Source organism: Saccharopolyspora antibiotica, assembly GCF_047200635.1.
In the GTDB taxonomy this organism is placed as follows: domain Bacteria; phylum Actinomycetota; class Actinomycetes; order Mycobacteriales; family Pseudonocardiaceae; genus Saccharopolyspora_C.
The window spans coordinates 252,129-272,695 of the sequence record NZ_JBJZOI010000002.1 but is presented as its reverse complement, the minus strand read 5'-3'; the positions used below and the strand labels follow the sequence as shown (position 1 = coordinate 272,695).

Sequence of the window (20,567 nt, the reverse complement as noted above, 5' to 3'; positions counted from 1 at the left end):
GAAACGCGCAACCACCGCAACACGGGCACAACAGATCAACCGCGGATCCCTCGCGGCTCGAAGCCCCGTCCCGCGCCGGAAAAAGTCTGACTTTTAACGTCCGGCGGCGGCCGCGTAGCGCGCGGCGAGGTCCGCGAAGGCGCGCACCAGCTCCGGCGGCCCGAGCACCTCCATGTCGGCGTCGAACCGGCCGAGGGAGGCGGCCAGACCGCGCCAGGACCAGGAGCCCAGCGACAACCGGCAGCGGTCCTCCCCCAGCGCCTCCACGAGACCGTCGGGGGCGTAGCGGGAGGCCGCGGCCGCGGGCAGGTGCAGCACCACCTCGCCCCGGCACGGCCAGCCGCCAGGTCCGCCGGCCCCGCTAAACCGGCCCGAGACGAAGTCCGCCACGTCCCCACCTGGCACCTCGCGCGGCGCGAAGCGCGGGCCGGTCGGGGCGCGCGGGGTCATCCGGTCGGCGCGGAAGATCCGCCAGTCGTCCCGGTCCAGGTCCCACGCCACCAGGTACCAGCGGCCGCTCCAGGTGACCAGGTGGTGCGGCTGCACGCGGCGCGGGGCGGCGGCGGCGTGCCCGGGAGCGTAGTCGAACCGCAGCACCTCGTTGGCCCGCACGGCGGCCCCGACCGCCACCAGGACGTCGGTGCTCACCTCGGGATTCACCCGGGGGCCGGTCCGCTCGACGGCGGTGATCCGGAGGGCGTCGATGCGGTGGCGCAGCCGTGCGGGCATCACCTGGCGAACCGTGCTCAGCGCGCGCTCGGCGGCCTCCCCGATGCCCGCGCCCGCCGCGGTGGCCAGCTGCAGCGCGACCGCGAGGGCGATGGCCTGCTCGTCGTCGAACAGCAGCGGCGGCAGCTCCGCGCCCGCCGCGAGCCGGTACCCGCCCTCCGGCCCCTTGGCGGCCCGGATCGGGTAGCCGAGCTCGCGCAGCCGCTGCACGTCGCGGCGCACCGTCCGCTCGCTGACCTCCAGCCGTTCCGACAGCAACCGACCCGGCCAGTCCCGGCGCACCTGGAGCAACGACAGCAGCGACAGCATCCGCCCCGAGGTTCCGCTCATGGCTCCGATGATGCCGCGCGGAAGAGGACGGGAATTGACCGCTACCCCTGCCACGCTGGTCGGCGTACCGCACGCAACGACCAGAAGGATCACCATGACGACCACGTCCCCGGACCGCTCCGACGAGCGGACGGACCTGCTCGCGGAGCTGGCCGCCGCCCGCACCGCGCTGCTCACCGCGGTGCGCGGGCTCAGCGACGAGCAGCTCGCCGCGCGGCCCACCGCGAGCGCGCTGTGCCTGGGCGGGCTGCTCAAGCACGTCGCGAACACCGAGGAGAGCTGGCTGCGCTTCGTGCGGGAGGGGCCGTCCGCGATGAGCTTCGCGCTTCCCGAGGGCGTCACCTGGGCGGACTTCACCGCTGGCACCGCCCGCGAGTACCCGCAGTGGGCGATCGACCGGCAGCGGGAGTTCCAGGTGCTGCCCGGCGAGACGCTGGCCGGGATCGTCGAGCGCTACGAGCGGGTCGCGGCGCGCACCGAGGAGGTCGTCACCGCGCTGCCCGACCTCTCGGCCGGGCACCCGCTGCCGGAGGCACCGTGGAACGAGCCGGGCGCGGTGCACAGCGCCCGTCGCGTGCTGATCCACGTCATCGCCGAGACCGCCCAGCACGCGGGGCACGCCGACATCATCCGCGAATCCCTCGACGGCACCACCGCGATGTGACCGCACCGCGGCCGGGGCCGAGTCGCCGCTCGGCTCCGCGCCGGGGGCATGTCGAGTTCCCCCGCACGAACCCCGCGACGGCCGGTTCGCGGACGAACGGAGATCACCATGCGGAAATCCCGACCGCTGCTCGGCGACCGGGCGCTGAACCGGGCGGCGCTGGCCCGGCAGCTCCTGCTGGGGCGGACTGCCACCGACGTCCGGGAGGCGGTCGCGCACCTCGGCGGGATGCAGGCGCAGGAGCCGCAGGAGCCGTTCCTCGGGCTCTGGTCCCGGTTGCGCGGTTTCGACCCCGGCGAGCTCGACGGCCTGCTGACCGGGCGGGAGCTGGTGCGCACCCACCTCATGCGCCGCACCGTGCACCTGGTCACCGCCGAGGACGCGCTGGCCTGGCGGAACCGGCACCAGGCGATGCTGCGGCAGCGACTGCTCGGGGTCTACCGCGCGGAGCTCGCCGGCGTCGATCTCGACGAGCTGGCGACGGCGGGCCGGGCGCTGCTCGCCGACTCGCGGCCGCGCGCGCTGGGCGAGATCGGCCGGGCGCTGGCGCGGCGCTGGAACGCACCCGCCCGGGTGCTCGGCGAGGCGGTGATCGTGCTGGTGCCGGTGGTGCAGCTGCCGCCGCGCGGGCTCTGGGGTGAGCGCGCGGGCGCGTCGAACGTCCTGCTCTCCGACTGGCTGGGGCGTCCGGCGGCGGTCCCGCCGGACGGGGCCGATCCGGCGGGTGAGCAGCTGGTGCTGCGCTACCTCGCGGCGTTCGGTCCGGCGGCCTCCGCCGACCTGCGCGCCTGGTGCGGGCTGGCCGGACTTCCCGCGGCGGTGGCCGCGGTGCGGGACCGGCTGGTGAGCTTCCGGGACGGGCGCGGCCGCGAACTGCTCGACCTGCCCGACGCGCCCCGGCCGGATCCGGACGTGCCCGCGCCGGTGCGCTTCCTGCCCGCCTTCGACAACGCGCTGCTCGGCTACGCGGACCGGAGCCGGATCGTCGACGACGAGCACCGGGGGCTGTCGGTGGCCGGGCAGCGCGCGCTGCTCGTCGACGGGCGCGTCGCGGGCACCTGGACCGCTGAGGACGGCACCGTCACCGTCTCCGCGCTGCGCCGCCTCTCCCCCGCCGAGCGCGCGGAGATCGCCGAGGAGGGCCGGGAACTCGCGCTGTTCCTCTCCGGTGGCGGCAGCGAACGGGTCCGGGTGCCCTAGTCAGCGCCGCCGGACGATCGCCGCGACCTCGTCCACCACGCCCGTGGTGGTCGAGGCGTGCGGGGAGAGCCGGACGTGCTCGTCGCGGCCGGTCACGGCGATGCCCGCGGCGGCCAGCTCGGCGGCGATCTCGCGGGCCGGCCGGCCGGGCACCTCGAAGGTGAGGATCCCGCCGCGCGGCGGTGGGGCCGAGGTGATCCGCGCGCCCGCGGAGCGGAGCGCGTCGGCGAGCTCCCCGACGCGCTCGGCGATCCGGGCCTCGATCGCGGCCGGGCCGGCCCGCTCCACCAGGTCGAGGGCCGCCGCGAGGGATCCGGCCGACACCGGGCTCAGGTTCGTGATCGACCAGGACTCCGCGCCCGGCACCGGCTCGCGGACCTCCCCGTCGAACCGGGCCGGGTCCCGCGCGCCGGTCCACCCGGACAGCAGCGGCCGGTGCCGGTCCAGCGCGCGCTGCGAGAGCGCGGCGAACCCGGTCCCCCACCCCGCCCGCAGCCACTTCTGCCCGCCCGCGACGAGCACGTCGGCCGCCGCCCAGTCCGCCACGACCGCGCCGAACGCCTGGATCGCGTCGACCACCAGCAACCGGTCGCCGATCACCTCGCGGATCCCGGCGAGATCGGCGCGGTGCCCGGTGCGGAAGTCCACCGCGCTCACCGCGACCACCGCCACCTCCGCGTCGAGCGCGGCGCGCACCGCCTCCGGGGTGACAGCGCCGCCGGGCGGGCGCAACCAGCGGACCTCGCCCCACCCGGCCTCGGCCGCCCGGGCCCACGGGTAGGCGTTGGCCGGGAACTCACCGGCGGACACCAGCACGGTCCCGCCGAGGGCGAAGGCGGCCTGGAACAGCGCGGTGCTCGTGTTCGGCTGCAGCACCACCTGCTCGGCGGGAGCACCGCACAACCGCGCGATGCGGGAGCGGGCGGCGGCGTCCTCGCGCATCAGGTCATCCACAGTGGAGTGATCGGCGGTGGCCGAGCGCTCCAGCAGCCGCGCCGCCGCCTCCCGCACCGCGCGCGAGGGCGGCCCGAACCGGGCGAAGTCCAGGTATCCGGCGCTCTCGGTGAACTGGTCCAGGTAGTCCCGCGGCAGCATGGCCGCGCAATCTACCGCGCCCCTGGGATCAGCCTGGCCAGGCGGCGGTAGGAGTCCACCAGCGCTTCCTCGTCCGGGCCGCTGGTGGTGACGAGCAGCTCGTCCACGCCCAGGTCGTCCACGAGGGACTGCAACTGGTCGGCGACCTCGTCCTCGGTGCCGTACACGTGGCCGCGCATCGCGCGCTCGAACTGCTCCCGCTCGCGTTCGTCGAAACCGCGCGACAGGACCTCGTCCGGCGCTTCCAGCGGTGGGAAGACGCCGTGCACCCGGGAGTGCGCGCTCGACCAGGCCTCCGGGACGAGCAGCCTGCGGGCGGCCTCGGTGGTCGGGCCGACCGCGACGGAGCGGGACAGCACCAGGTAGGGGTTCGGCGACCACGCGGACGGGCGGAACTCCGCGCGGTAGCGCCGCACCGCCTCGCGCAGCGCCTCGTGCCCGCGCACGGCCGCGATGACCAGCGGGAGGCCCGCCTCCGCCGCGAAACCCGCCCCGGCGCCGGTGGCCAGCACGAAGACCGGCAACCGCAGCCCCGCCGACGGCGTGGCGCGCACCGGGTCGTCCGGGCCGGCGGCGAAGTAGCCGAGCAGTTCGGCCAGCTGCTCGCCGAAGCGCTCCGCCGACTCCCTCCCGTGGCCCAGCGCCCGGCGCACCGGCGCGGTGAAGCCGAGGGAGCGCCCGAGCCCCAGGTCGATGCGGCCCGGGTGCAGCGCGGCCAGCACGCCGAACTGCTCGGCCACCACCAGCGGCGCGTGGTTCGGCAGCATCACGCCGCCGGTGCCGACGCGGATCGTCGAGGTCGCCGCCGCCACCGACGCGGCGAGCACGGCCGGGGCGGCCCCGGCGACGCCCGGGACGCCGTGGTGCTCGGCCACCCAGAACCGGTGGTACCCGAGCGCTTCGGCCTCGACGGCGAACCGCACCGTCCGGCGCAACGCCTCCGAGGCGGGCCGCCCGCGCCGGACCAGCGAGCGGTCGAGAACCGAGAAGCGCAGCGGCGTGGTCACACCACCCCCCAACGCGGCCTCGCCCACCTCGATTCCCACCCGGCGCCCGGCAGAGGCCGCGTTCCCGCGCACCCACCCGTCGCGGAGCCCCCGCTCCCGCACGAGTTGGCGGGGCGGCGTCGCGACAGCGCCGCGGCCCCGGCACGGGCGCCCCGCTGGGACGCGACATCGCACCCACCGGGGCGGTGTCCCGCGCGATCCGAGCGCGCCGGGGCGCGATTTCGCGGGAAATCGTTGCCACCCGAGGCCGGTGCGGACGCCCGGGCGACATCGGCCCCGCGTCGCCGGGAGCGTTCTCCGCGGGTCGTCGCCGCCGCGGCGCGGCACCGGGGAGAGAACGACGCCCGGCCCGGCCCGTGGCGCCTAGTACTTCCGGCCATCGGACCTCGCCCTCCAGCCCGATGTCGGGCGCCCGCGGCCTCGGTAACTTCCGGCGCACCGGGCGATCCGGTGACGCACCAGCACGACGACGAAGTGGGATCGATCATGACGACCGGTGGTTTCCTCGAAAGGCTGCACATGCGGCAGCGGATCACGTTCCTGGTCAACCGCTACGAGATCCGGCTCGACGACGGTTCCGGTGGCGAGGGCGAGCTCGTCGCGTTCGCCGAGCAGAAGCGGGCCCGGCTCAAGGAGCAGGTCACGCTGTTCACCGACGAGCGCAAGGAGGAGGTGCTCGCCTCCTTCCAGGCTCGCAAGGTGCTCGACCTCGCCTCCGGCTACGACGTCCGCGACGGGGAGGGCAATGCGATCGGCTTCTTCCGCAAGGACTTCCGCCGCTCGCTGACCCGCTCCACCTGGGACGTGGAGCAGCCGGGTTCCCCGGCCGCGCGCGGTGCCGAGCGCAGCCTGGCCGTGGCGGTGCTGCGCAGGGCGTGGGAGTTCCTGCCGTTCATCGACGGGCTGCCGTTCCCGGTGCCCTACCACTTCGACTTCACCGCGGGCGGGCGAACGGTGCTCTCGGTGCGCAAGAAGTTCGCGCTGCGGGACCGCTACGTCATCGACGTGACCTCCCCGGACCTGGACCGCAGGCTGGTGATCGCCCAGGCCGTCGCGCTGGACGCCCTGCAGAGCCGCTGACCGGCGCGCTCGCCCGGGACGGTCCCGGCCCGGCCCGGCGGAAGTGGGATGATGTCCCGACGATGCAGCGAACCAGTGAGCACCCGACCAGCCCCGGCCGGACCGCGCGCGGCGACCGGCCGCGCCGCCGGATGAGCCCGGAGGAACGCCGCGAGCACCTGCTCGGCACCGCGCTGCGGCTCTACAGCGAGCGCGCGATGGACGACGTCTCGGTCGACGACATCGTCGCCGAGGCCGAGGTGTCCCGGGCCCTGTTCTACCGCTACTTCGCGAACCTGCGGGACGTGCACGTGGCGGCGCTGACCACGGTGGTCGACGAGCTCATCGAGCGGATCACGCTGCCCTCCGAGGGGGACCTGCTCGCGCAGCTGCGCGGGGCGCTGGCCGAGTTCGTGTCCTTCGTGGAGACCTTCGCCAGCAGCTACACCGCGCTGCTGCGCAGCGGTTCCACCGTCGCCAGCAGCGAGACGGAGACGCTGGTGGACCAGGTGCGCAACCACGTCGTCACCCTCATCCGGGACCGCGTCGGCATCGCCGCGCCGACCCCGCTGCTGGAGCTGACGCTGCGCGGCTGGGTCGCGCTGGTGGAGACGACCTGCGTGACCTGGCTGGCCACCCGCGAACCGCCGCGCGAGGTCTTCGAGGTGTGGCTCACCGATCAGCTGGTGGCCATGGTGAGCACCACGGCGGGCCACGACCAGGAGTCCGCCGAACAGCTCGCCCCCCTGCTCCGCGAACTCGGCTGAGCCGCGCTCAGCGGCGGAAGCGCTTCGCGGCGGCGAGGAGTTCGGGCGTGCTGGGGAACTTGACCCGTGGTCGGCCCTGCCGATCACCCCGTCGCCGCTCGGCCGCATCGATGGCGAGCACCGCGCGACGTCCGATCGCCGCCGGGACGCGCCTGCGCAGCCAGCGGTCGAAGCCCGCCGCCGGCGGCGGGGCGAGCGAGGGGGCGTCGTCCAGCAGCACGCCGGCCGTCTCCGCCGCGCAGCCCCGGTTCGTGCCGATGCCGCCGCTCGGGCCGCGCTTGGCCCAGCCGACGACGTAGGTCCCGGGCAGCGGCGGCCCCCCGGGCTCGGTGAGCACCCGCCCGGACTCGTTCGGCACCGTCGCACTCGCCGCGTCGAACGGGAGTCCGGGGATCGGGGTGGAGCGGTAGCCGATCGCGCGCACCACCAGACCCGCGGCGATGGTCCCGGTCCGGCCCTCCGGGTCGCGCACCTCGACGGAGTCCACCCGATCGGTCCCGCGCAGCGCGGCGGGCTCGGCCCCGAAGCGGAAGACGACCCGCCTGCCGGGGGCGGGTTCCGCGCGCCAGTCGATCCGCGCGGCGGGCAGCTCGGCCAGCAGCGCGGCCGTCCCACCGGGTGCGGCCGCCGACAGCGCCGCGCGGACCCGGGGGTCGTCCTCGACGGCGACCTCCACGCCGGGCAGGTCCCGCAGCGCCCGCAGCTCCGGGGCGGTGCACGCCGCGTGCTCCGGGCCGCGGCGACCGAGCAGCACCACCTCGCGCACCGCGCTGTCCCGCAGCTCGTCGAGCGCCCGATCGGCGATGTCGGTGCTCGCGAGCCGGTCCGGGTCGCTGAGCAGGATCCGCGCCACGTCCAGCGCGACGTTGCCGTTGCCGATGACGACCGCCCGCTGAGCGGAGAGGTCCAGCCCGAACCCGGCGGCGTCCGGGTGGGCGTTGTACCAGGACACGACGGAGCTGGCCGAGGTGCTGCCCGGCAGGTCCTCGCCCTCGACGCCCAGCCTGCGGTCGGCGGCGGCCCCCACCGCGTAGATCACCGCGTGGTGGTGCGCGGCCAGCTTCTCGTGGGTGAGATCGCGGCCGACCTCGACGTTGAGGTGCAGCCGGACCCTCGGATGCCGCAGCAGCCAGGAGAAGCCCTCGCCGATCCGCTTGGTGGACTGGTGGTCCGGCGCCACTCCGGAGCGAACCAGCCCGCCGGGCAGCGGCAGCCGGTCCAGCAGGGTGATCTCGGCGCTGGTGCTGCGCAGCAGTTCCTGCGCCGTGTAGCAGGCGGCGGGTCCGGTGCCGACGATCGCGATGCGCAGCGGCGCCGCCTCCGGCAGCGAGCGGGGGAAGCGCGGCGCCGCCCACTCGTTCCGCCCGGGCTCCGCGCCGAAGTGCTCGGCGTTGATCCGGGCGTACTCGGCGTCCGCGCCGAACAAGCGGTCCACCGGGAAGATCGCGTCCACCGGGCAGGCGTCGGCGCACGCGCCGCAGTCGATGCAGGTCCTCGGGTCGACGTAGAGCATGTCGGTGCGGCCGAAGTCCGGCTCGTCCGGCGTCGGGTGGATGCAGTTGACCGGGCACACCGACACGCACGAGGCGTCGTTGCAGCAGGCCCGGGTGATCGCGTACGCCATGCGGGGGTCCTCGGGGTGTCGTACCGGCGCGACCGGTCGCGGGCCGGTGCGGGATCAGAGCATGTGGGTGCGCCGGTAGACGGCCATCGCCGCGCGGGTGAGCAGCCCGGCGTCGGCGAGGAAGTCCATCAGGTGCCTGCAACTGGTGCGCAGCATCGCCTTGCGGTGCTCGCTGCGGCGCACCGCCGCGGCGGCGCGGTCCGGATCGAGACCGACCGAGCGGTAGACGTCCTTCTGCACCATGTTCGTCACGACGACGTGGGCCACCAGCGAGATCAGCAGCGCGCTGGCCTGGCGGCGGGCGGTGCTCGCGCCGCGCATGCTCTCCCGGATCTCGTGGCGGGCGAACTTCATGTGCCGCGACTCCTCGACCACGTGGATCTTGCTGGTGGTGCGCACGATCGGCAGCACGTCCTCCCCGCGCATCCAGTCCCGCTGCATCACGTCGAGGATCTCCTCGGCGACGAGGATGCCGCCGTAGGCCGCCTCCGATCCGGCGAGCGTCTTGAACGAGCGGCCGAGCTGCGCCACGAACGGCGGCGGCAGGTAGGCGGGCACGCCCATCTTCTCGCAGGCGCGCGCGAACATGATCGAGTGCCGGCACTCGTCGGCGATCTCGGTGAGGGCGAACCGGAAGTCGGGCCGGGCGGGGTCCCGGACGTACTGATCGCGCAGGATCATCTGCTGCAGGATCATCTCGAACCAGATGCCGATGCTCATCACCGAGCAGACCTCGTGCCTGGTCAGGGTGATCCGCTGCTCCGGGCTGAGCTCGTCCCACAGGGGTGTGCCGTAGAGCGTGCTCCACTCCGGGTTGAGGCCGTAGCCCTCGGGCGGGAGCGGGGAGTCCCAGTCGACCTCGGTCGCCGGGTCGTAGGACAGCTGCGCGGCCGACTCCAGCAGTCGCCGGGACACGTCCTGTTCGGGGGCCGTCGTCTCCGCCGGTGTACGGGTCACCTGCACCACCTCCGCGCCGCGGGAGCCGGCAGCACCGGCCCCTTGTTAGACTCAGTGTCATCTTAGACAGTCTGTCAACAAGAGGCGCGCGTCAGGTTCCTCGGGGACACTGGCGGCCATGCCTGACGAGGACGTGCTGTCAACGACGATCACCGCGCCGCCGGAGGGGGTGATGACCGACGAGGTCGGCACCATCACCGGCGACCTGGAGCTGCGCACCACCCGCGCGCCCGCGGGCGAGATCGCGGTGCACGTCCGGTACGCGGGGGCGCGGGACTGGTACCGGATCGCCGCCGCCGAGGTCCGGGTGCACGACCCCGCCGATCACGAGGCCGTGCACCGGGCGCTGGCCGGAGTGCTGCACCGGCCCGAGGGCTGATCACCCGGCCGAGAGCAGGTCCTCGAAGCTCGGCGCGTCCGCGAACGGATCGGGCGGACCGGTCACCGGCTCCCGCGCGGCCAGCATCCCGGCCAGCTCCGCACCCGCCCGCCGGATCCGCTCCGGCAGCGGCGCCACCCGGTCCCCGTCCCCGGACCAGTCGTCGGTGGCCGCGAACACCGAGGTGGCGGCCACGTCGGCGTGCAGGTGGGCGAACACCGGGCGCAGCGCGTAGTCCAGCGCCAGCGAGTGCCGCGGGGTACCGCCGGTGGCACCGAGCAGCACCGGCTTGCCGGCCATCGCCTCCCGGTCCAGCACGTCCACGAAGGTCTTGAACAGGCCCGCGAAGGTCGTGTTGAACAGCGGGGTGACCGCGATCAGCCCGTCGGCACCGGCGACGGCGTCCAGCGCCTCGCGCGCCTTCCCGCTCGGGAAGCCGGCCAGCAGCGCGTCGAGGACCTCGTGGGCGATCTCGCGCAGCTCCACCACCCGCACCGAGGCGGTGATGCCGTGCGCGCCGAGGCCGTCGGTGGTGGCCCGCGCGAGGCGGTCGGCCAGCATCCGGGTCGACGAGGGCTGGCCTAGACCGCCGGAGAGGACGACGAGGGTGCGTTCGCTCATGATCAGAACTCCGTTCCCGGTCGTGGTGGTCAGCTGTCCGCGCCGTGCGCGACGGGCTGGGTGGCGCGGGCGGCGACCCGGTCGGCGTGGCTCGGCGGGTCGGCGGGGACGTGCGCGGGCCGCTTGGACTCCATCTCGGCGCGCAGCACCGGGACGACCTCCTCGGCGAGCAGGTCGATCTGCTCCAGCACCGTCTTCAGCGGGAGTCCCGCGTGGTCGACGAGGAAGAGCTGCCGCTGGTAGTCGCCCACCACCTCGCGCATCCCCGCGTACCGGTCGATGACCTGCTGCGGGCTCCCGACGGTCAGCGGCGTGCTCGTGGTGAACTCCTCCATCGACGGGCCGTGCCCGTAGACCGGGGCGTTGTCGAAGTAGGGGCGGAACTCGTCCCAGGCCTGCTGGGAGTTCTTCCGCATGAAGACCTGACCGCCCAGCCCCACGACGGCCTGGTCCGCCCGGCCGTGGCCGTGGTGCTCGTAGCGCCTGCGGTAGTACTCGACCATCTTCCGGGTGTGCTCGGCGGGCCAGAAGATGTTGTTGTGGAAGAACCCGTCGCCGTAGTAAGCGGCCTGCTCGGCGATCTCCGGGCTGCGGATCGAGCCGTGCCACACGAACGGCGGCACCCCGTCGAGCGGCCGCGGCGTGGCGGTGAAGCCCTGCAGCGGGGTGCGGAACCGGCCCTGCCAGTCCACGACCTCCTCGTCCCAGAGGCGCCGCAGCAGCGCGTAGTTCTCCACCGCGAGCGGGATGCCCTGCCGGATGTCCTGGCCGAACCACGGGTACACCGGACCGGTGTTGCCCCGGCCGAGCATCAGGTCCATCCGCCCGTCCGAGATCACCTGCAGCATCGCGTAGTCCTCGGCGATCTTCACCGGGTCGTTGGTGGTGATCAGCGTCGTCGAGGTGGAGAGCACGAGATTCTCGGTCGCGGCGGCGAGGTAGCCGAGCAGCGTCGTCGGCGAGGAGGCGACGAAGGGCGGGTTGTGGTGCTCCCCCGTCGCGAACACGTCCAGCCCCGCCTGGTCGGCGTGCTTGGCGATGGTCAGCATCGACCGGACGCGCTCGGTGTCGTCGGGCGTGGTGCCGTTGGTCGGGTCCGTCGTGACATCGCTGACCGTGAAGATTCCGAACTGCATCGCGCGCCTCCCGCGGCTCGGGGCGGATCGCCCACCGATTTCCTCTCCCCCAGAAGAGTCTTTCGCGCGAGATTATTCCCCAGCCCGTCCGCTCCCCCTCGGCCCGGGTCGCGGACGGGTGCTTCCGGGCGACCGGACCGGCTCCGGCCGCCCGGAACCGGTCAGTCCCAGGCGACCGGGAGCGAGTGCACCCCGAACACGATCATGTCCGTGCGCAGCGGGACGTCCGCCACCGGAGCCGCCAGGCGCAGGCCGGGCAGCCGTTGCAGCAGCTCCACCAGGCCGATGCGCATCTCCACCCGCGCCAGCTGCTGACCGAGGCACTGGTGCACGCCGTGACCGAACGCGAGGTGGTGGTTGCGCTCGCGGGTGAGGTCCAGCTCAGCGGGCTCCGACCACTGCGACGGGTCCCGGTTGACCTCCGGCAGCGCGATCATCGCGGTCTCACCGGCGCGAATGGTGACGCCGCCGAGCTCGACGTCCTCCACCGCGACCCGCACCGGCCCGGTGTGGATCACCGACAGGTAGCGCAGCAGCTCCTCCACCGCGCCGTCGATCATCCCGGGGTCGGCGCGCAGCGCGGCCAGCTGCTCGGGGTGCTCCAGCAGCGCGAAGGTGCCGAGGGCGAGCATGTTCGCGGTGGTCTCGTGGCCCGCTCCGAGCAGCATCGAGGACAGGTCCACCAGCTCCTCGTCGGTCAGCGCCGGGTCGGCACCGCCGTGGATCAGCCCGGAGATGATGTCGTCGGCGGGGTGCGCGCGCTTGTCCGCGACCAACCGCGCCATGAACTCGCGCATCTCGAGCCGCGCCCGCATCCGCACCTCGTCGCTGAGCGCGAGGTTGGTCTGCACGGCGGAGCGCTCCTGGAACTCGGCGCGGTCCTCCCAGGCGACGCCCAGCAGTTCGCAGATCACCAGGGATGGCAGCGGCAGCGCGAACCCGGCCATCAGATCGGCGGGCGCCCCGGCGGCGCGCATCGCCTCGACGTGCTCGACCGCGATCTCGCGCACCCGGGACTCCAGGGCGCGCATCCGGCGCACGGTGAACTGGCCCACCAGCAGCCTGCGCAGCCTGGTCTGCTCCGGCGGGTCCATGAAGATGAACAGCCCGTCGGTGTGCGGGCGGTCGTCGACCGGGCAACCGCCGGTGCCGTCCTCGACGGCGCTCCGGTGCCCGGGCACCTGCGCGGGGGTCAGCTGCATGGCGTTCGGGTGCCGCTGGGTGTCGGCGCTGAACCGGGAGTCGGTGAGCACCGACCGGGACTCGGCGTACCCGGTCACCATCCACAGCGGGGCACCATTGCGCAGCTCCACCCGGGACACCGGGGCCTGTTCGCCCAACTCCCGCAGCGCGGTCGGCGGGTCGAACGGGCTCCCCTCCCGGAGCAGCAGCTCCACCGGCAGCGGGCGCTGGATCAGCACGTCCGAGGGCGATCCGGGGGCGGACTGGTCACTGGTGGTGCTCATGCGGGTCCTCTCGTCGGCGAGCCGGCTGACGCGGTGTGAGCAGAAGAACGTCTTAGTTTCGAGGCTAGCAGCCGGTGCCGTCCGAGCCCGGGCTTCGGAACGGGCTCACCCGCGCCTCGGCGCCAGCAGCAGCCCCGCGACCGCGTCGGTGAGCGCCGCACCGATCAGCTCCCAGTCCGCGGGCGTGCCGCTCTCGGCGGCCGCGCGCTCCTCGTCGGCGCAGGTGTGGATGATCGCCATCCGGGTGGCCTGCCTGCGCACCTCCGCCTCCGCCTCCGGCAGCTCCGGCAGGTGCGCGGCCAAGGCCTCCAGGCCCTCATCGAAGTAGGAGGCCAGTCTCGGGTCCGAGCGCGCGTCGCCCGCGAACGCCGGATCGGCCGCGATCTGCGCGGTGAACCGCGCGCACCAGCTGGGGTTGCCGAGCTCGGCGACGTGCTCGATGTAGGGCAGCACGAGGCTCGCGACGTGATCGCGCGGATCGGTGGATCCGCGCGCCCGTTCGACCCGCTCCCAGGTGCGCCGCGCGATCGGTTCGGCGTGGCTCAGCGAGATCGCGTGGATCAGGTCCGTGCGGCTGCCGACGTGGTAGGCCAGCGCGGAGTTGTTCGCCTGCCCGGCCGCCTCGACGATCTGGCGGCTGGAGACCTGCGCCAGCCCGCGCTCGGCGATGAGCCGCTCGGCGGTGCGCAGCAACAGCTCCCGGGTGGCCTCCGCCTGCTCGCGGCGGGACCCGGCCCGGGTGCGCTCGCTCTGCGGCATGTCGTCGGTGCTCATGCTGGTGATCCTCGTTCGGCCGGTCCGGGCCGCCCCGCCGAACCGCACCGCGCGAGCGCTCCCGGAACTCCTGGTCGACGCGCCTGGGCAACGGCACGATCCGGACAGAGCACCGATCTTAGGGCCCGCCCCGGCGATCCGGGGCGCTGGCGCGGGCGCGACCGCGCCAGGCTCTCCGCGCGAGGTCGTGCCCGGCACTTCCCGAAACCCCCGCCCGGGGCCTTCTCTCCCGACCGGCGGTCGCACGGGAGTGTGATTGCCGGGGCCGGAAAGGGGGTGGCGTGGCAGGTTCTGCCGCGCAACGAACACCGACGAAGGAGAGCGACATGACTCGGACCTGGACCGGCGCGTTCGCGGTCGGAACGGCCGCCGCCGCCCTGCTGCTGGCCACCGCGGGCATCGGCAACGCCTCGGGACTCATCGAACCGCCCTTCGGGGAGCAGGGCCTGGGCTCCCAGCTGCACCTGTTCCAGGACGAGGACTGACCCGCGCGTTCCGGCCGTCGTCGCGCTCCGGCGCGGCGGCGGCCTCTTCGTCGCTCCACCCGGCGGGAGTTCCTCCAGCGCGTCGTGGAACTCGCCCCCGCCGAGCTCCGAGCGGGCGCCGGTGCGCACCTCCGGCGGTTCCGGGCCCCTCGCGCTCGATGCGCGGGCGCACCGGGTCGGGCGCGGCGCGCTCCGGGACCTCGCGGGTGGCGAGTTCGTCGTCGGCCGCGGCGGTGCTGATCATCGGGGGCGGTCGGCCCGGTCCCCGCGGCTGGTCGCGCGGCGCGTCGGACGGACCGCTCAGGGCTTGCGGGCGATCCCGCCGTACATCGCGATGTCCGCCTCCGGCACCGAGCGGTAGCCGTCGCCCTCGGGCCGCCACTTGTGCATCTGCACCAGGCCCGGGTCCACCAGCTCCAGGCCGTCGAAGAACCGCTCGGCCTGCTCCCGGCCGCGGAAGCGCATGAACTCACCGTGCGCGTGGTAGACGTCGGTGACGCGGCGCAGCATCTCGGGCGCGAAGTCGTCGGTGGCCACGGTGGCGGCCACGTAGCTGCCGGCGGGCAGGGCGTCGACGATGCGACGCACCACCGAGAGCGCCTCCGCGTCGTCCTCGATGAAGTGCACGATGGCGATGAGCATGAGCCCGATCGGGCGGTCCAGGTCCAGCGTCTCGATCAGCTCCGGCGCGGCCAGCAGCGCCTCGGGCTCGCGCATGTCGGACTCGACGTAGGCCGTCCGCCCGGTGTCGGCGCTGTTCATGAGCGCGCGGGCGTGCGCGAGCACGATCGGGTCGTTGTCGGTGTAGACGACGCGGGCACCGGGGTTGGTCTCCTGCACGATCTCGTGCAGGTTCGGCGGAGTGGGGATGCCGGTGCCGATGTCGAGGAACTGGTCGATGCCGCACTCGGTGGCCAGGTAGCGGCTCGCGCGGTGCATGAACGCCCGGTTGGCCCGCATGTGCACGCCCAGGGCGGGCCAGATCTTCAGCGTCTCCTCGGCGGCGGCGCGGTCCACGGCGTAGTTGTCCTTGCCGCCCAGGATGTAGTCGTAGATCCGCGCCCCGTGGGCGCGATCGGTGCGCAGGTCGACCTTCGGCCGCTCGTTCGCCATCGTGCTGCCACCTCCGTACGGCTCGATCGCGCGTCACCCCCGACAGGCCGCACGCATGAACGATCTCATCACGCCACCCCCGTCCGGTGGAATCGAGGGGCCGCCCGAGGGACGCGCGGGCACCAGAGCCCCCGCGCGAGCGGCGCGCACACCGACGTCCCGGAGCCCCGCAGGAACCGCGTGGCGAGCACCCCCCCGCCGAGGCCGCCGCGACCCGCCGGGCGCGCGGGTTCACCAGCAGCGCGGCTCAGGTGCTCACGGGATCAGCTTGCCCGGGTTGAGGATTCCCACCGGATCCACCGCGGACTTGACGGCGCGCAGCACCTCGACGCCGAGCTCGCCGATCTCCTCGGTCAGCCACTCCCGGTGGTCCAGCCCGACCGCGTGGTGGTGGCTGATCGTGGCGCCGCAGCGGGTGATCGCCGCACCGGCGGCGCGCTTGGCCCGCCACCACTGCTCGACGGGTTCCTCCCCGCGCCCGCAGACGACGGTGAAGTAGAGCGAGGCACCCGTCGGGTACGCGTGCGAGAGGTGGCAGAGCACCAGCGGCGGGGTGCCCTGTTCCCGCAAGGCCTCGGTCAGCGCCGCGGTCACCGCGTCGCGGGTCTCCTGCAGCCGGGACCAGCTCGTCGCGGTCTCCAGGGTCTCGACCAGCGCGTTGACGTCCAGCAGGGCGTCCCGCAGGTGCGGGCCGCGGTAGCGCCCGCGTTCCCAGTCCTGGGCGGGTCCGGCGCCCAGCGACGAACCGCCCGCCTCCTCCAGCAGCGCGCGCATCCGCTCCCGCACCGCGATCCGGGGCCCCTCGCATCGGGTGATCAGCAGGCAACCTCCCGCCACCTGGCCACCGCCCACGTCGTGCGCGGCGGCCAGGTTCACCGCGGTCTCCGCCTCGTCGGAGAGCCGGGCGACGGTGGGCAGCGCCTCCGCCTGCGCCAGCTCCCGCAGCGCCGCCGAGCCGCCGGCGAAGTCCGGGAACGCCCACGCCTCCGGCACGACCTCCTCGGGCACCGGGCGCACCCGGAGGGTCACCTCGGTGATGATCCCGAGCGCGCCCTCCGAGCCGAGGAACAGCTGCCGCAGGTCCGGTCCCGCCGCCGAGGCCGGGGCCCGGCCCAGGTCCAGTTCCCCGCGCGGGGTCGCCACCCGAACCCGGACCACCATCGCGTCGAACCGGCCGTACCCGGCCGAGGCCTGCCCGGAGGAACGGGTCGCGGCGAAGCCACCGATGCTGGCGTGCTCGAAGCTCTGCGGGAAGTGCCCGAGGGTGCACCCGTGCGCGGCCAGGAGCTCCTCGGCCTCCGGCGCCCGCAACCCCGCCTGCAGGGTCGCGGTCCCCGACTCGGCGTCGAGCTCGACGAGCGCGGCGAGCCGCCGGAGGTCCACCGCCAGCACCGCGTCGAAGCCGCCGCGCTCCGGTTCCACCCCGCCGACGACGCTCGTCCCACCGCCGAAGGGCACCACCGCGACGCGGAGTTCCGCGCAGCGGGCCAGCACCGCGCTCACCTGCTCCGGGCTGCCGGGGAGCACGACGGCGTCGGGCGCGGCCCGCGCGTCGCCCGCGCGGCGGCGCAGCAGGTCGGGGGTGCTCTTGCCGCCCGCGTGCAGCAACCGGGACTCCGCGTCGGTGCGCACGTGCTCGGCGCCCACGATGCGGTTCAGCTCGGCGCGGACCGGCTCGGACAACCGCGATTCGCCGAGGCGCACCGCGGAACGCGGCACCGAAGGCGTGTCCCGGCGGGGCACGCCGAGTCCCTGTTCGAGCAGGTCGCGCACCTGCCCGGACACCGGGGACGCGGCTTCGGCGGTCCCCCAGGCGTTCCAGACCGGGTCCGGGGTGCGGTGCTCAAGCTCCGTCATGCGTTACAGTTTTACAGATGACGTCAAGTCGTAACGACGATGCGATCCTGGACGCCGCCGAGCGGTGCGTGCTCGCCGTCGGAATGCGCCGCACCACCCTCGCCGAGATCGCCCGGCGGGCCGGGGTGAGCAGGCCGACGGTGTACCGGCGCTGGCCGGACGTGCGGACGCTGTCCGCCGACCTGCTCACCCGCGAGCTCGTCGCGCTGCTGCCCGCGCACGTGGACGGGGCCTCCCGCGCACAGGGGGTGGACCGGATCGTGCGCACGGTCTCGGCGGCGCGGACCCACCCGCTGTTCGTGAAGATCCTGGAGACCGACCCCGAGCTGCTGATCACCTACGTCTTCGACCGCCTCGGCGCCAGCCAGCACCGGATCCTCGACCTGCTCGACACCGCCGTGCGCGCCGGGCAGGCCACCGGCGAGATCCGCTCGGGGGATCCCGCGGAGATCGCCGCCACGCTCCTGCTGCTCGTGCAGTCCGCGGTGCTCTCCGCCCGGCCCCTCGCCGAGGTGCTGCCCCCGGAACGGCTGGACGAGCAGCTGCGCAACGTGCTCGACGCCTACCTGCGACCCGAGGAGTGATCCCGATGACCTCGCTGAACGCGGCCCGCCGCACCCGCGAGCTGGCCGAGCTCGCCGACGGCGCACCGGTCGACCTGCTCGTGGTCGGCGGGGGCGTCACCGGGGCGGGGACCGCGCTCGACGCCGCCTCGCGCGGCCTGCGCGTCGTGCTCGCGGAGAAGCACGACCTGGCGTTCGGCACGAGCCGCTGGAGCTCCAAGCTGGTGCACGGCGGCCTGCGCTACCTCGCCTCCGGCGACGTCGGCATCGCCTACGAGAGCGCCGTCGAGCGCCGGATCCTCATGCAGCGCACGGCGCCGCACCTGGTGCGCCCCCTGCCGCAGCTGGTGCCGCTGGTGCCCGAGGTCGGGGCCGGGCGGGCCGCGCTGGTGCTGGCCGGGTTCGCGGCGGGGGACCTGCTGCGCCGCGCGGCCGGCACCCCGGGTTCGGTGCTTCCGATGCCGCGCCGGGTGGGCCCGGTGGAGACGAGGCGGCTGGCTCCCACGGTCCGGCGGGACCGGTTGCGCGGCGGACTGCTGTCCTGGGACGGGCAGCTGGTGGACGACGCCCGGCTGGTCGTCGGGATCGCGCGCACCGCGGCCGGGCACGGCGCTCGGATCCTCACCCGCTGCGCCGCCGAGCGGGTCACCGGGGAAGGCGCCCTGCTGCGCGACGGGCTGACCGGGGAATCCGTCGAGGTCCGCGCCCGGGCCGTGATCAACGCCGCCGGGGTGTGGGCGGGCGAGGTCTCGCCCGGCCTGCGGCTGCGCCCCAGCCGGGGAACCCACCTGGTCGTGTCCGACGAGGCCTTCGGCGGACTGGGAGCCGGGCTGACGGTGCCGGTCCCGGGAACGGCGAACCGGTTCGTCTTCGCGCTGCCCGCCGGGCACGGCAGGGTCCACATCGGACTCACCGACGAGGAGCAGGAGGGCCCGATCCCGGACGTCCCGACCTGCTCGGCCGAGGAGGTCGCGTTCCTGCTGGACACGGTGAACTCCGCGTTGGGGCGGCCGATCCGGGAGCGGGACGTGCTGGGCACCTACTCCGGGCTGCGCCCCCTGCTGGACGGCGGGCCGGGGAGCAGCTCCGACCTCTCCCGGGCGCACGCGGTGCTCACCGGGGAGGACGGGGTGATCAGCGTCGTGGGCGGAAAGCTGACGACCTACCGCCGGATGGCGCAGGACGCGGTGGACACCACCGGGCTCACCGACCGCCCGTGCCGCACCCGATCGCTCCCGCTGCTCGGCGCGGCACCTCCCGCTCGACTGTCCGCTGTGGACGCTCCGCCGCGGCTGGCCCACCGCTACGGCGCGGAAGCGCCCGCCGTGCTCGCCGAGGCGAACGGGGACGAGCGGTTGCTCGCACCGATCGACGGACTCGACGTCACCCCGGCCGAACTGCGCTTCGCCGTCCGGCACGAGGGTGCGCTGGACGCGGCCGACCTCCTCGACCGCCGCACCCGCCTCGGCCTGGTCGAGTCCGACCGGGCCCGGGCGCTGCCCGCCGCCGAGGAGGCGCTGCGCGCGGGATGACGCGGGGAATCGCGGATCACCGGTACGGGCGGAAGAACTCGCGCAACTCCCCCGCGTACAGCTCGGGTTCCTCGAACGGGGCGAAGTGCCCGCCGCGTTCGTGGTCGGTCACCCGCACCACGTTCGCGGTCCGCTCCAGCCACGCCCTCGGCGGCCGGACGATGTCGGCGGGGAACCGGGAGAAACCCGAGGGCACCTCGACCCGGCGGGCGTGCCGCGCGGCGGGGATCGCCGCGTTCGCGCGGTACATCCGCATCGCGGAGCCGATCGTGCCGGTCAGCCAGTGCAGCGTGACGTTGGTGAGGATCTCGTCGCGGGTGAAGCTGCGCTCCACGTCCCCGCCGCAGTCGCTCCACGCGCGGAGCTTCTCCACGATCCACGCGGCCAGCCCGGCGGGCGAGTCGGTGAGCCCCACGGCCGCCGTCTGCGGCTTCGTGCGGTGCATCTCCGCGTAGGCACCCTCGGCCCGGGCCCAGTCCGCGCCCTCCCGCACCCAGGCGCGCTCCTCGGGCGCGGGGTCGGCGGGCAGGAACGGCGGCAGGCCCGCGTCCATCCGGTGCACCGCCACCACCCGGTCCGGGTGGTCCAGGGCGAGGTAGCGGCAGACGGCACTGCCGATGTCACCGCCCGCGGCCCCGAACCGCTCGTAGCCGAGCGCGCCCATCAGCTCCGCCCACGCCCCGGCGACCGCGACGGAGTCCGGCGCGGCCCCGGCCGGCCAAGCGGAGTGACCGAACCCGGGCATGTCCGGCACGACCACGTCGAAGGCGTCCGCGGGATCGGCGCCGTGCGCACCGGGGTCGGTGAGCAGCGGGATCACCTTGGTGTAGCGCCAGAACGAGTCCGGCCAGCCGTGGCAGAGCACCAGCGGCAGCGCGGGCCGCGCGGTCGCGGCCCGCACGTGCGCGAAGTGGACGTCCGAGCCGCCGATCCGGGCGCGGAACCGCGGATACCGGAACAGCGACTCCTCCTGCTCCTGCCAGTCGAAGCCGTCCGCCCAGTACCCCACGAGCTCCCGCAGGTACCCGACGTCGGTTCCCAGCGACCAACCCGCGTCCTCGGGAGCGTCCGGCCAGCGGGTCGCGCGCAGCCGGGACCGCAGGTCAGCGAGCTCGACCGGGTCGGCGCGGCGCGCGAAGGGCTCAGGCATGGCGGCGACCCTACGCAGGCCAGGACGCCCCACCGCGAAGATCACCGGCGCGCCGCACC

At 74.6% G+C, this 20,567-nt stretch carries 19 protein-coding genes and 1 pseudogene; 8 read left to right on the top strand and 12 right to left on the bottom strand.

Annotated elements, in window-relative coordinates; genetic code table 11:
- Positions 1-93: 93 nt before the first annotated feature.
- Entirely contained in the window at positions 94-1,059 is a 966-nt protein-coding gene (locus ACL03H_RS02120) for a helix-turn-helix transcriptional regulator (protein WP_412809310.1), read from the bottom strand.
- A gap of 94 nt (positions 1,060-1,153) precedes the next feature.
- On the opposite strand from ACL03H_RS02120, the gene ACL03H_RS02115 reads away from it, so the two are divergent.
- Complete coding sequence (locus ACL03H_RS02115; protein WP_412809309.1) at positions 1,154-1,723, top strand: DinB family protein; 570 nt, start codon at positions 1,154-1,156, stop codon at positions 1,721-1,723.
- A 108-nt stretch (positions 1,724-1,831) separates the two neighbouring features.
- A complete protein-coding gene (locus tag ACL03H_RS02110; RefSeq protein ID WP_412809308.1) occupies positions 1,832-2,923 on the top strand; it encodes a winged helix DNA-binding domain-containing protein in 1,092 nt (363 codons plus the stop codon).
- Positions 2,924-2,947: 24 nt separating this feature from the next.
- Here the strand turns inward: ACL03H_RS02110 and ACL03H_RS02105 are convergent.
- Both ACL03H_RS02105 and ACL03H_RS02100 read right to left on the bottom strand, forming a co-directional pair.
- A pseudogene (locus ACL03H_RS02105) lies at positions 2,948-4,018 on the bottom strand (aminotransferase class V-fold PLP-dependent enzyme); the annotation flags it as partial.
- Positions 4,019-4,029: 11 nt separating this feature from the next.
- Complete coding sequence (locus ACL03H_RS02100; protein WP_412809307.1) at positions 4,030-5,025, bottom strand: MsnO8 family LLM class oxidoreductase; 996 nt, start codon at positions 5,023-5,025, stop codon at positions 4,030-4,032.
- Between the two features lie 450 nt (positions 5,026-5,475).
- Between ACL03H_RS02100 and ACL03H_RS02095 the strand changes: the two genes are divergently transcribed.
- Complete coding sequence (locus ACL03H_RS02095) at positions 5,476-6,105, top strand: LURP-one-related/scramblase family protein (RefSeq protein ID WP_412809306.1); 630 nt, start codon at positions 5,476-5,478, stop codon at positions 6,103-6,105.
- A 62-nt stretch (positions 6,106-6,167) separates the two neighbouring features.
- On the top strand, positions 6,168-6,851 hold the full coding sequence (locus tag ACL03H_RS02090) for a TetR/AcrR family transcriptional regulator (protein WP_412809305.1): 684 nt from the start codon (positions 6,168-6,170) through the stop codon (positions 6,849-6,851).
- Between the two features lie 7 nt (positions 6,852-6,858).
- Here ACL03H_RS02090 and ACL03H_RS02085 read toward each other — a convergent pair whose 3' ends face one another.
- Entirely contained in the window at positions 6,859-8,475 is a 1,617-nt protein-coding gene (locus ACL03H_RS02085) for an FAD-dependent oxidoreductase (RefSeq protein ID WP_412809304.1), read from the bottom strand.
- Between the two features lie 54 nt (positions 8,476-8,529).
- Complete coding sequence (locus tag ACL03H_RS02080; protein ID WP_412809303.1) at positions 8,530-9,432, bottom strand: AurF N-oxygenase family protein; 903 nt, start codon at positions 9,430-9,432, stop codon at positions 8,530-8,532.
- 118 nt (positions 9,433-9,550) lie between these two features.
- Here ACL03H_RS02080 and ACL03H_RS02075 point away from each other — a divergent pair, with 118 nt between their 5' ends.
- Positions 9,551-9,811: a hypothetical protein gene (locus ACL03H_RS02075; RefSeq protein WP_412809302.1), complete on the top strand. Its 261-nt coding sequence runs from the start codon at positions 9,551-9,553 to the stop codon at positions 9,809-9,811.
- Here ACL03H_RS02075 and ACL03H_RS02070 read toward each other — a convergent pair whose 3' ends face one another.
- The 4 genes from ACL03H_RS02070 to ACL03H_RS02055 form a co-directional block, all read right to left on the bottom strand.
- On the bottom strand, positions 9,812-10,432 hold the full coding sequence (locus ACL03H_RS02070; RefSeq protein WP_412809301.1) for an FMN reductase: 621 nt from the start codon (positions 10,430-10,432) through the stop codon (positions 9,812-9,814).
- A gap of 29 nt (positions 10,433-10,461) precedes the next feature.
- Positions 10,462-11,568: an LLM class flavin-dependent oxidoreductase gene (locus tag ACL03H_RS02065; RefSeq protein ID WP_412809300.1), complete on the bottom strand. Its 1,107-nt coding sequence runs from the start codon at positions 11,566-11,568 to the stop codon at positions 10,462-10,464.
- A 161-nt stretch (positions 11,569-11,729) separates the two neighbouring features.
- Positions 11,730-13,034, bottom strand: coding sequence for a cytochrome P450 (locus tag ACL03H_RS02060; RefSeq protein ID WP_412809299.1), 1,305 nt, complete (start codon positions 13,032-13,034; stop codon positions 11,730-11,732).
- A gap of 105 nt (positions 13,035-13,139) precedes the next feature.
- Complete coding sequence (locus ACL03H_RS02055; RefSeq protein ID WP_412809298.1) at positions 13,140-13,808, bottom strand: TetR/AcrR family transcriptional regulator; 669 nt, start codon at positions 13,806-13,808, stop codon at positions 13,140-13,142.
- A gap of 326 nt (positions 13,809-14,134) precedes the next feature.
- Between ACL03H_RS02055 and ACL03H_RS02050 the strand changes: the two genes are divergently transcribed.
- A complete protein-coding gene (locus ACL03H_RS02050) occupies positions 14,135-14,293 on the top strand; it encodes a hypothetical protein (RefSeq protein ID WP_412809297.1) in 159 nt (52 codons plus the stop codon).
- A 300-nt stretch (positions 14,294-14,593) separates the two neighbouring features.
- Here the strand turns inward: ACL03H_RS02050 and ACL03H_RS02045 are convergent, their stop codons facing one another.
- Together ACL03H_RS02045 and ACL03H_RS02040 are read right to left on the bottom strand one after the other, a co-directional pair.
- Positions 14,594-15,406 carry an SAM-dependent methyltransferase gene (locus ACL03H_RS02045; protein WP_412809296.1) on the bottom strand — a complete coding sequence of 271 codons (813 nt, stop codon included), beginning with the start codon at positions 15,404-15,406 and terminating at the stop codon, positions 14,594-14,596.
- 255 nt (positions 15,407-15,661) lie between these two features.
- Positions 15,662-17,263 (bottom strand): FAD-binding oxidoreductase, encoded by a 1,602-nt coding sequence (locus tag ACL03H_RS02040; protein WP_412809295.1) that lies wholly within the window; start codon positions 17,261-17,263, stop codon positions 15,662-15,664.
- Positions 17,264-17,280: 17 nt separating this feature from the next.
- Between ACL03H_RS02040 and ACL03H_RS02035 the strand changes: the two genes are divergently transcribed.
- Both ACL03H_RS02035 and ACL03H_RS02030 read left to right on the top strand, forming a co-directional pair.
- Positions 17,281-17,847 carry a TetR/AcrR family transcriptional regulator gene (locus ACL03H_RS02035; RefSeq protein WP_412809294.1) on the top strand — a complete coding sequence of 189 codons (567 nt, stop codon included), beginning with the start codon at positions 17,281-17,283 and terminating at the stop codon, positions 17,845-17,847.
- 5 nt (positions 17,848-17,852) lie between these two features.
- Positions 17,853-19,358 (top strand): glycerol-3-phosphate dehydrogenase/oxidase, encoded by a 1,506-nt coding sequence (locus ACL03H_RS02030; RefSeq protein ID WP_412809293.1) that lies wholly within the window; start codon positions 17,853-17,855, stop codon positions 19,356-19,358.
- 16 nt (positions 19,359-19,374) lie between these two features.
- On the opposite strand, the gene ACL03H_RS02025 is transcribed toward ACL03H_RS02030, so the two are convergent.
- Positions 19,375-20,508, bottom strand: coding sequence for an epoxide hydrolase family protein (locus ACL03H_RS02025; RefSeq protein ID WP_412809292.1), 1,134 nt, complete (start codon positions 20,506-20,508; stop codon positions 19,375-19,377).
- Positions 20,509-20,567: the final 59 nt, after the last annotated feature.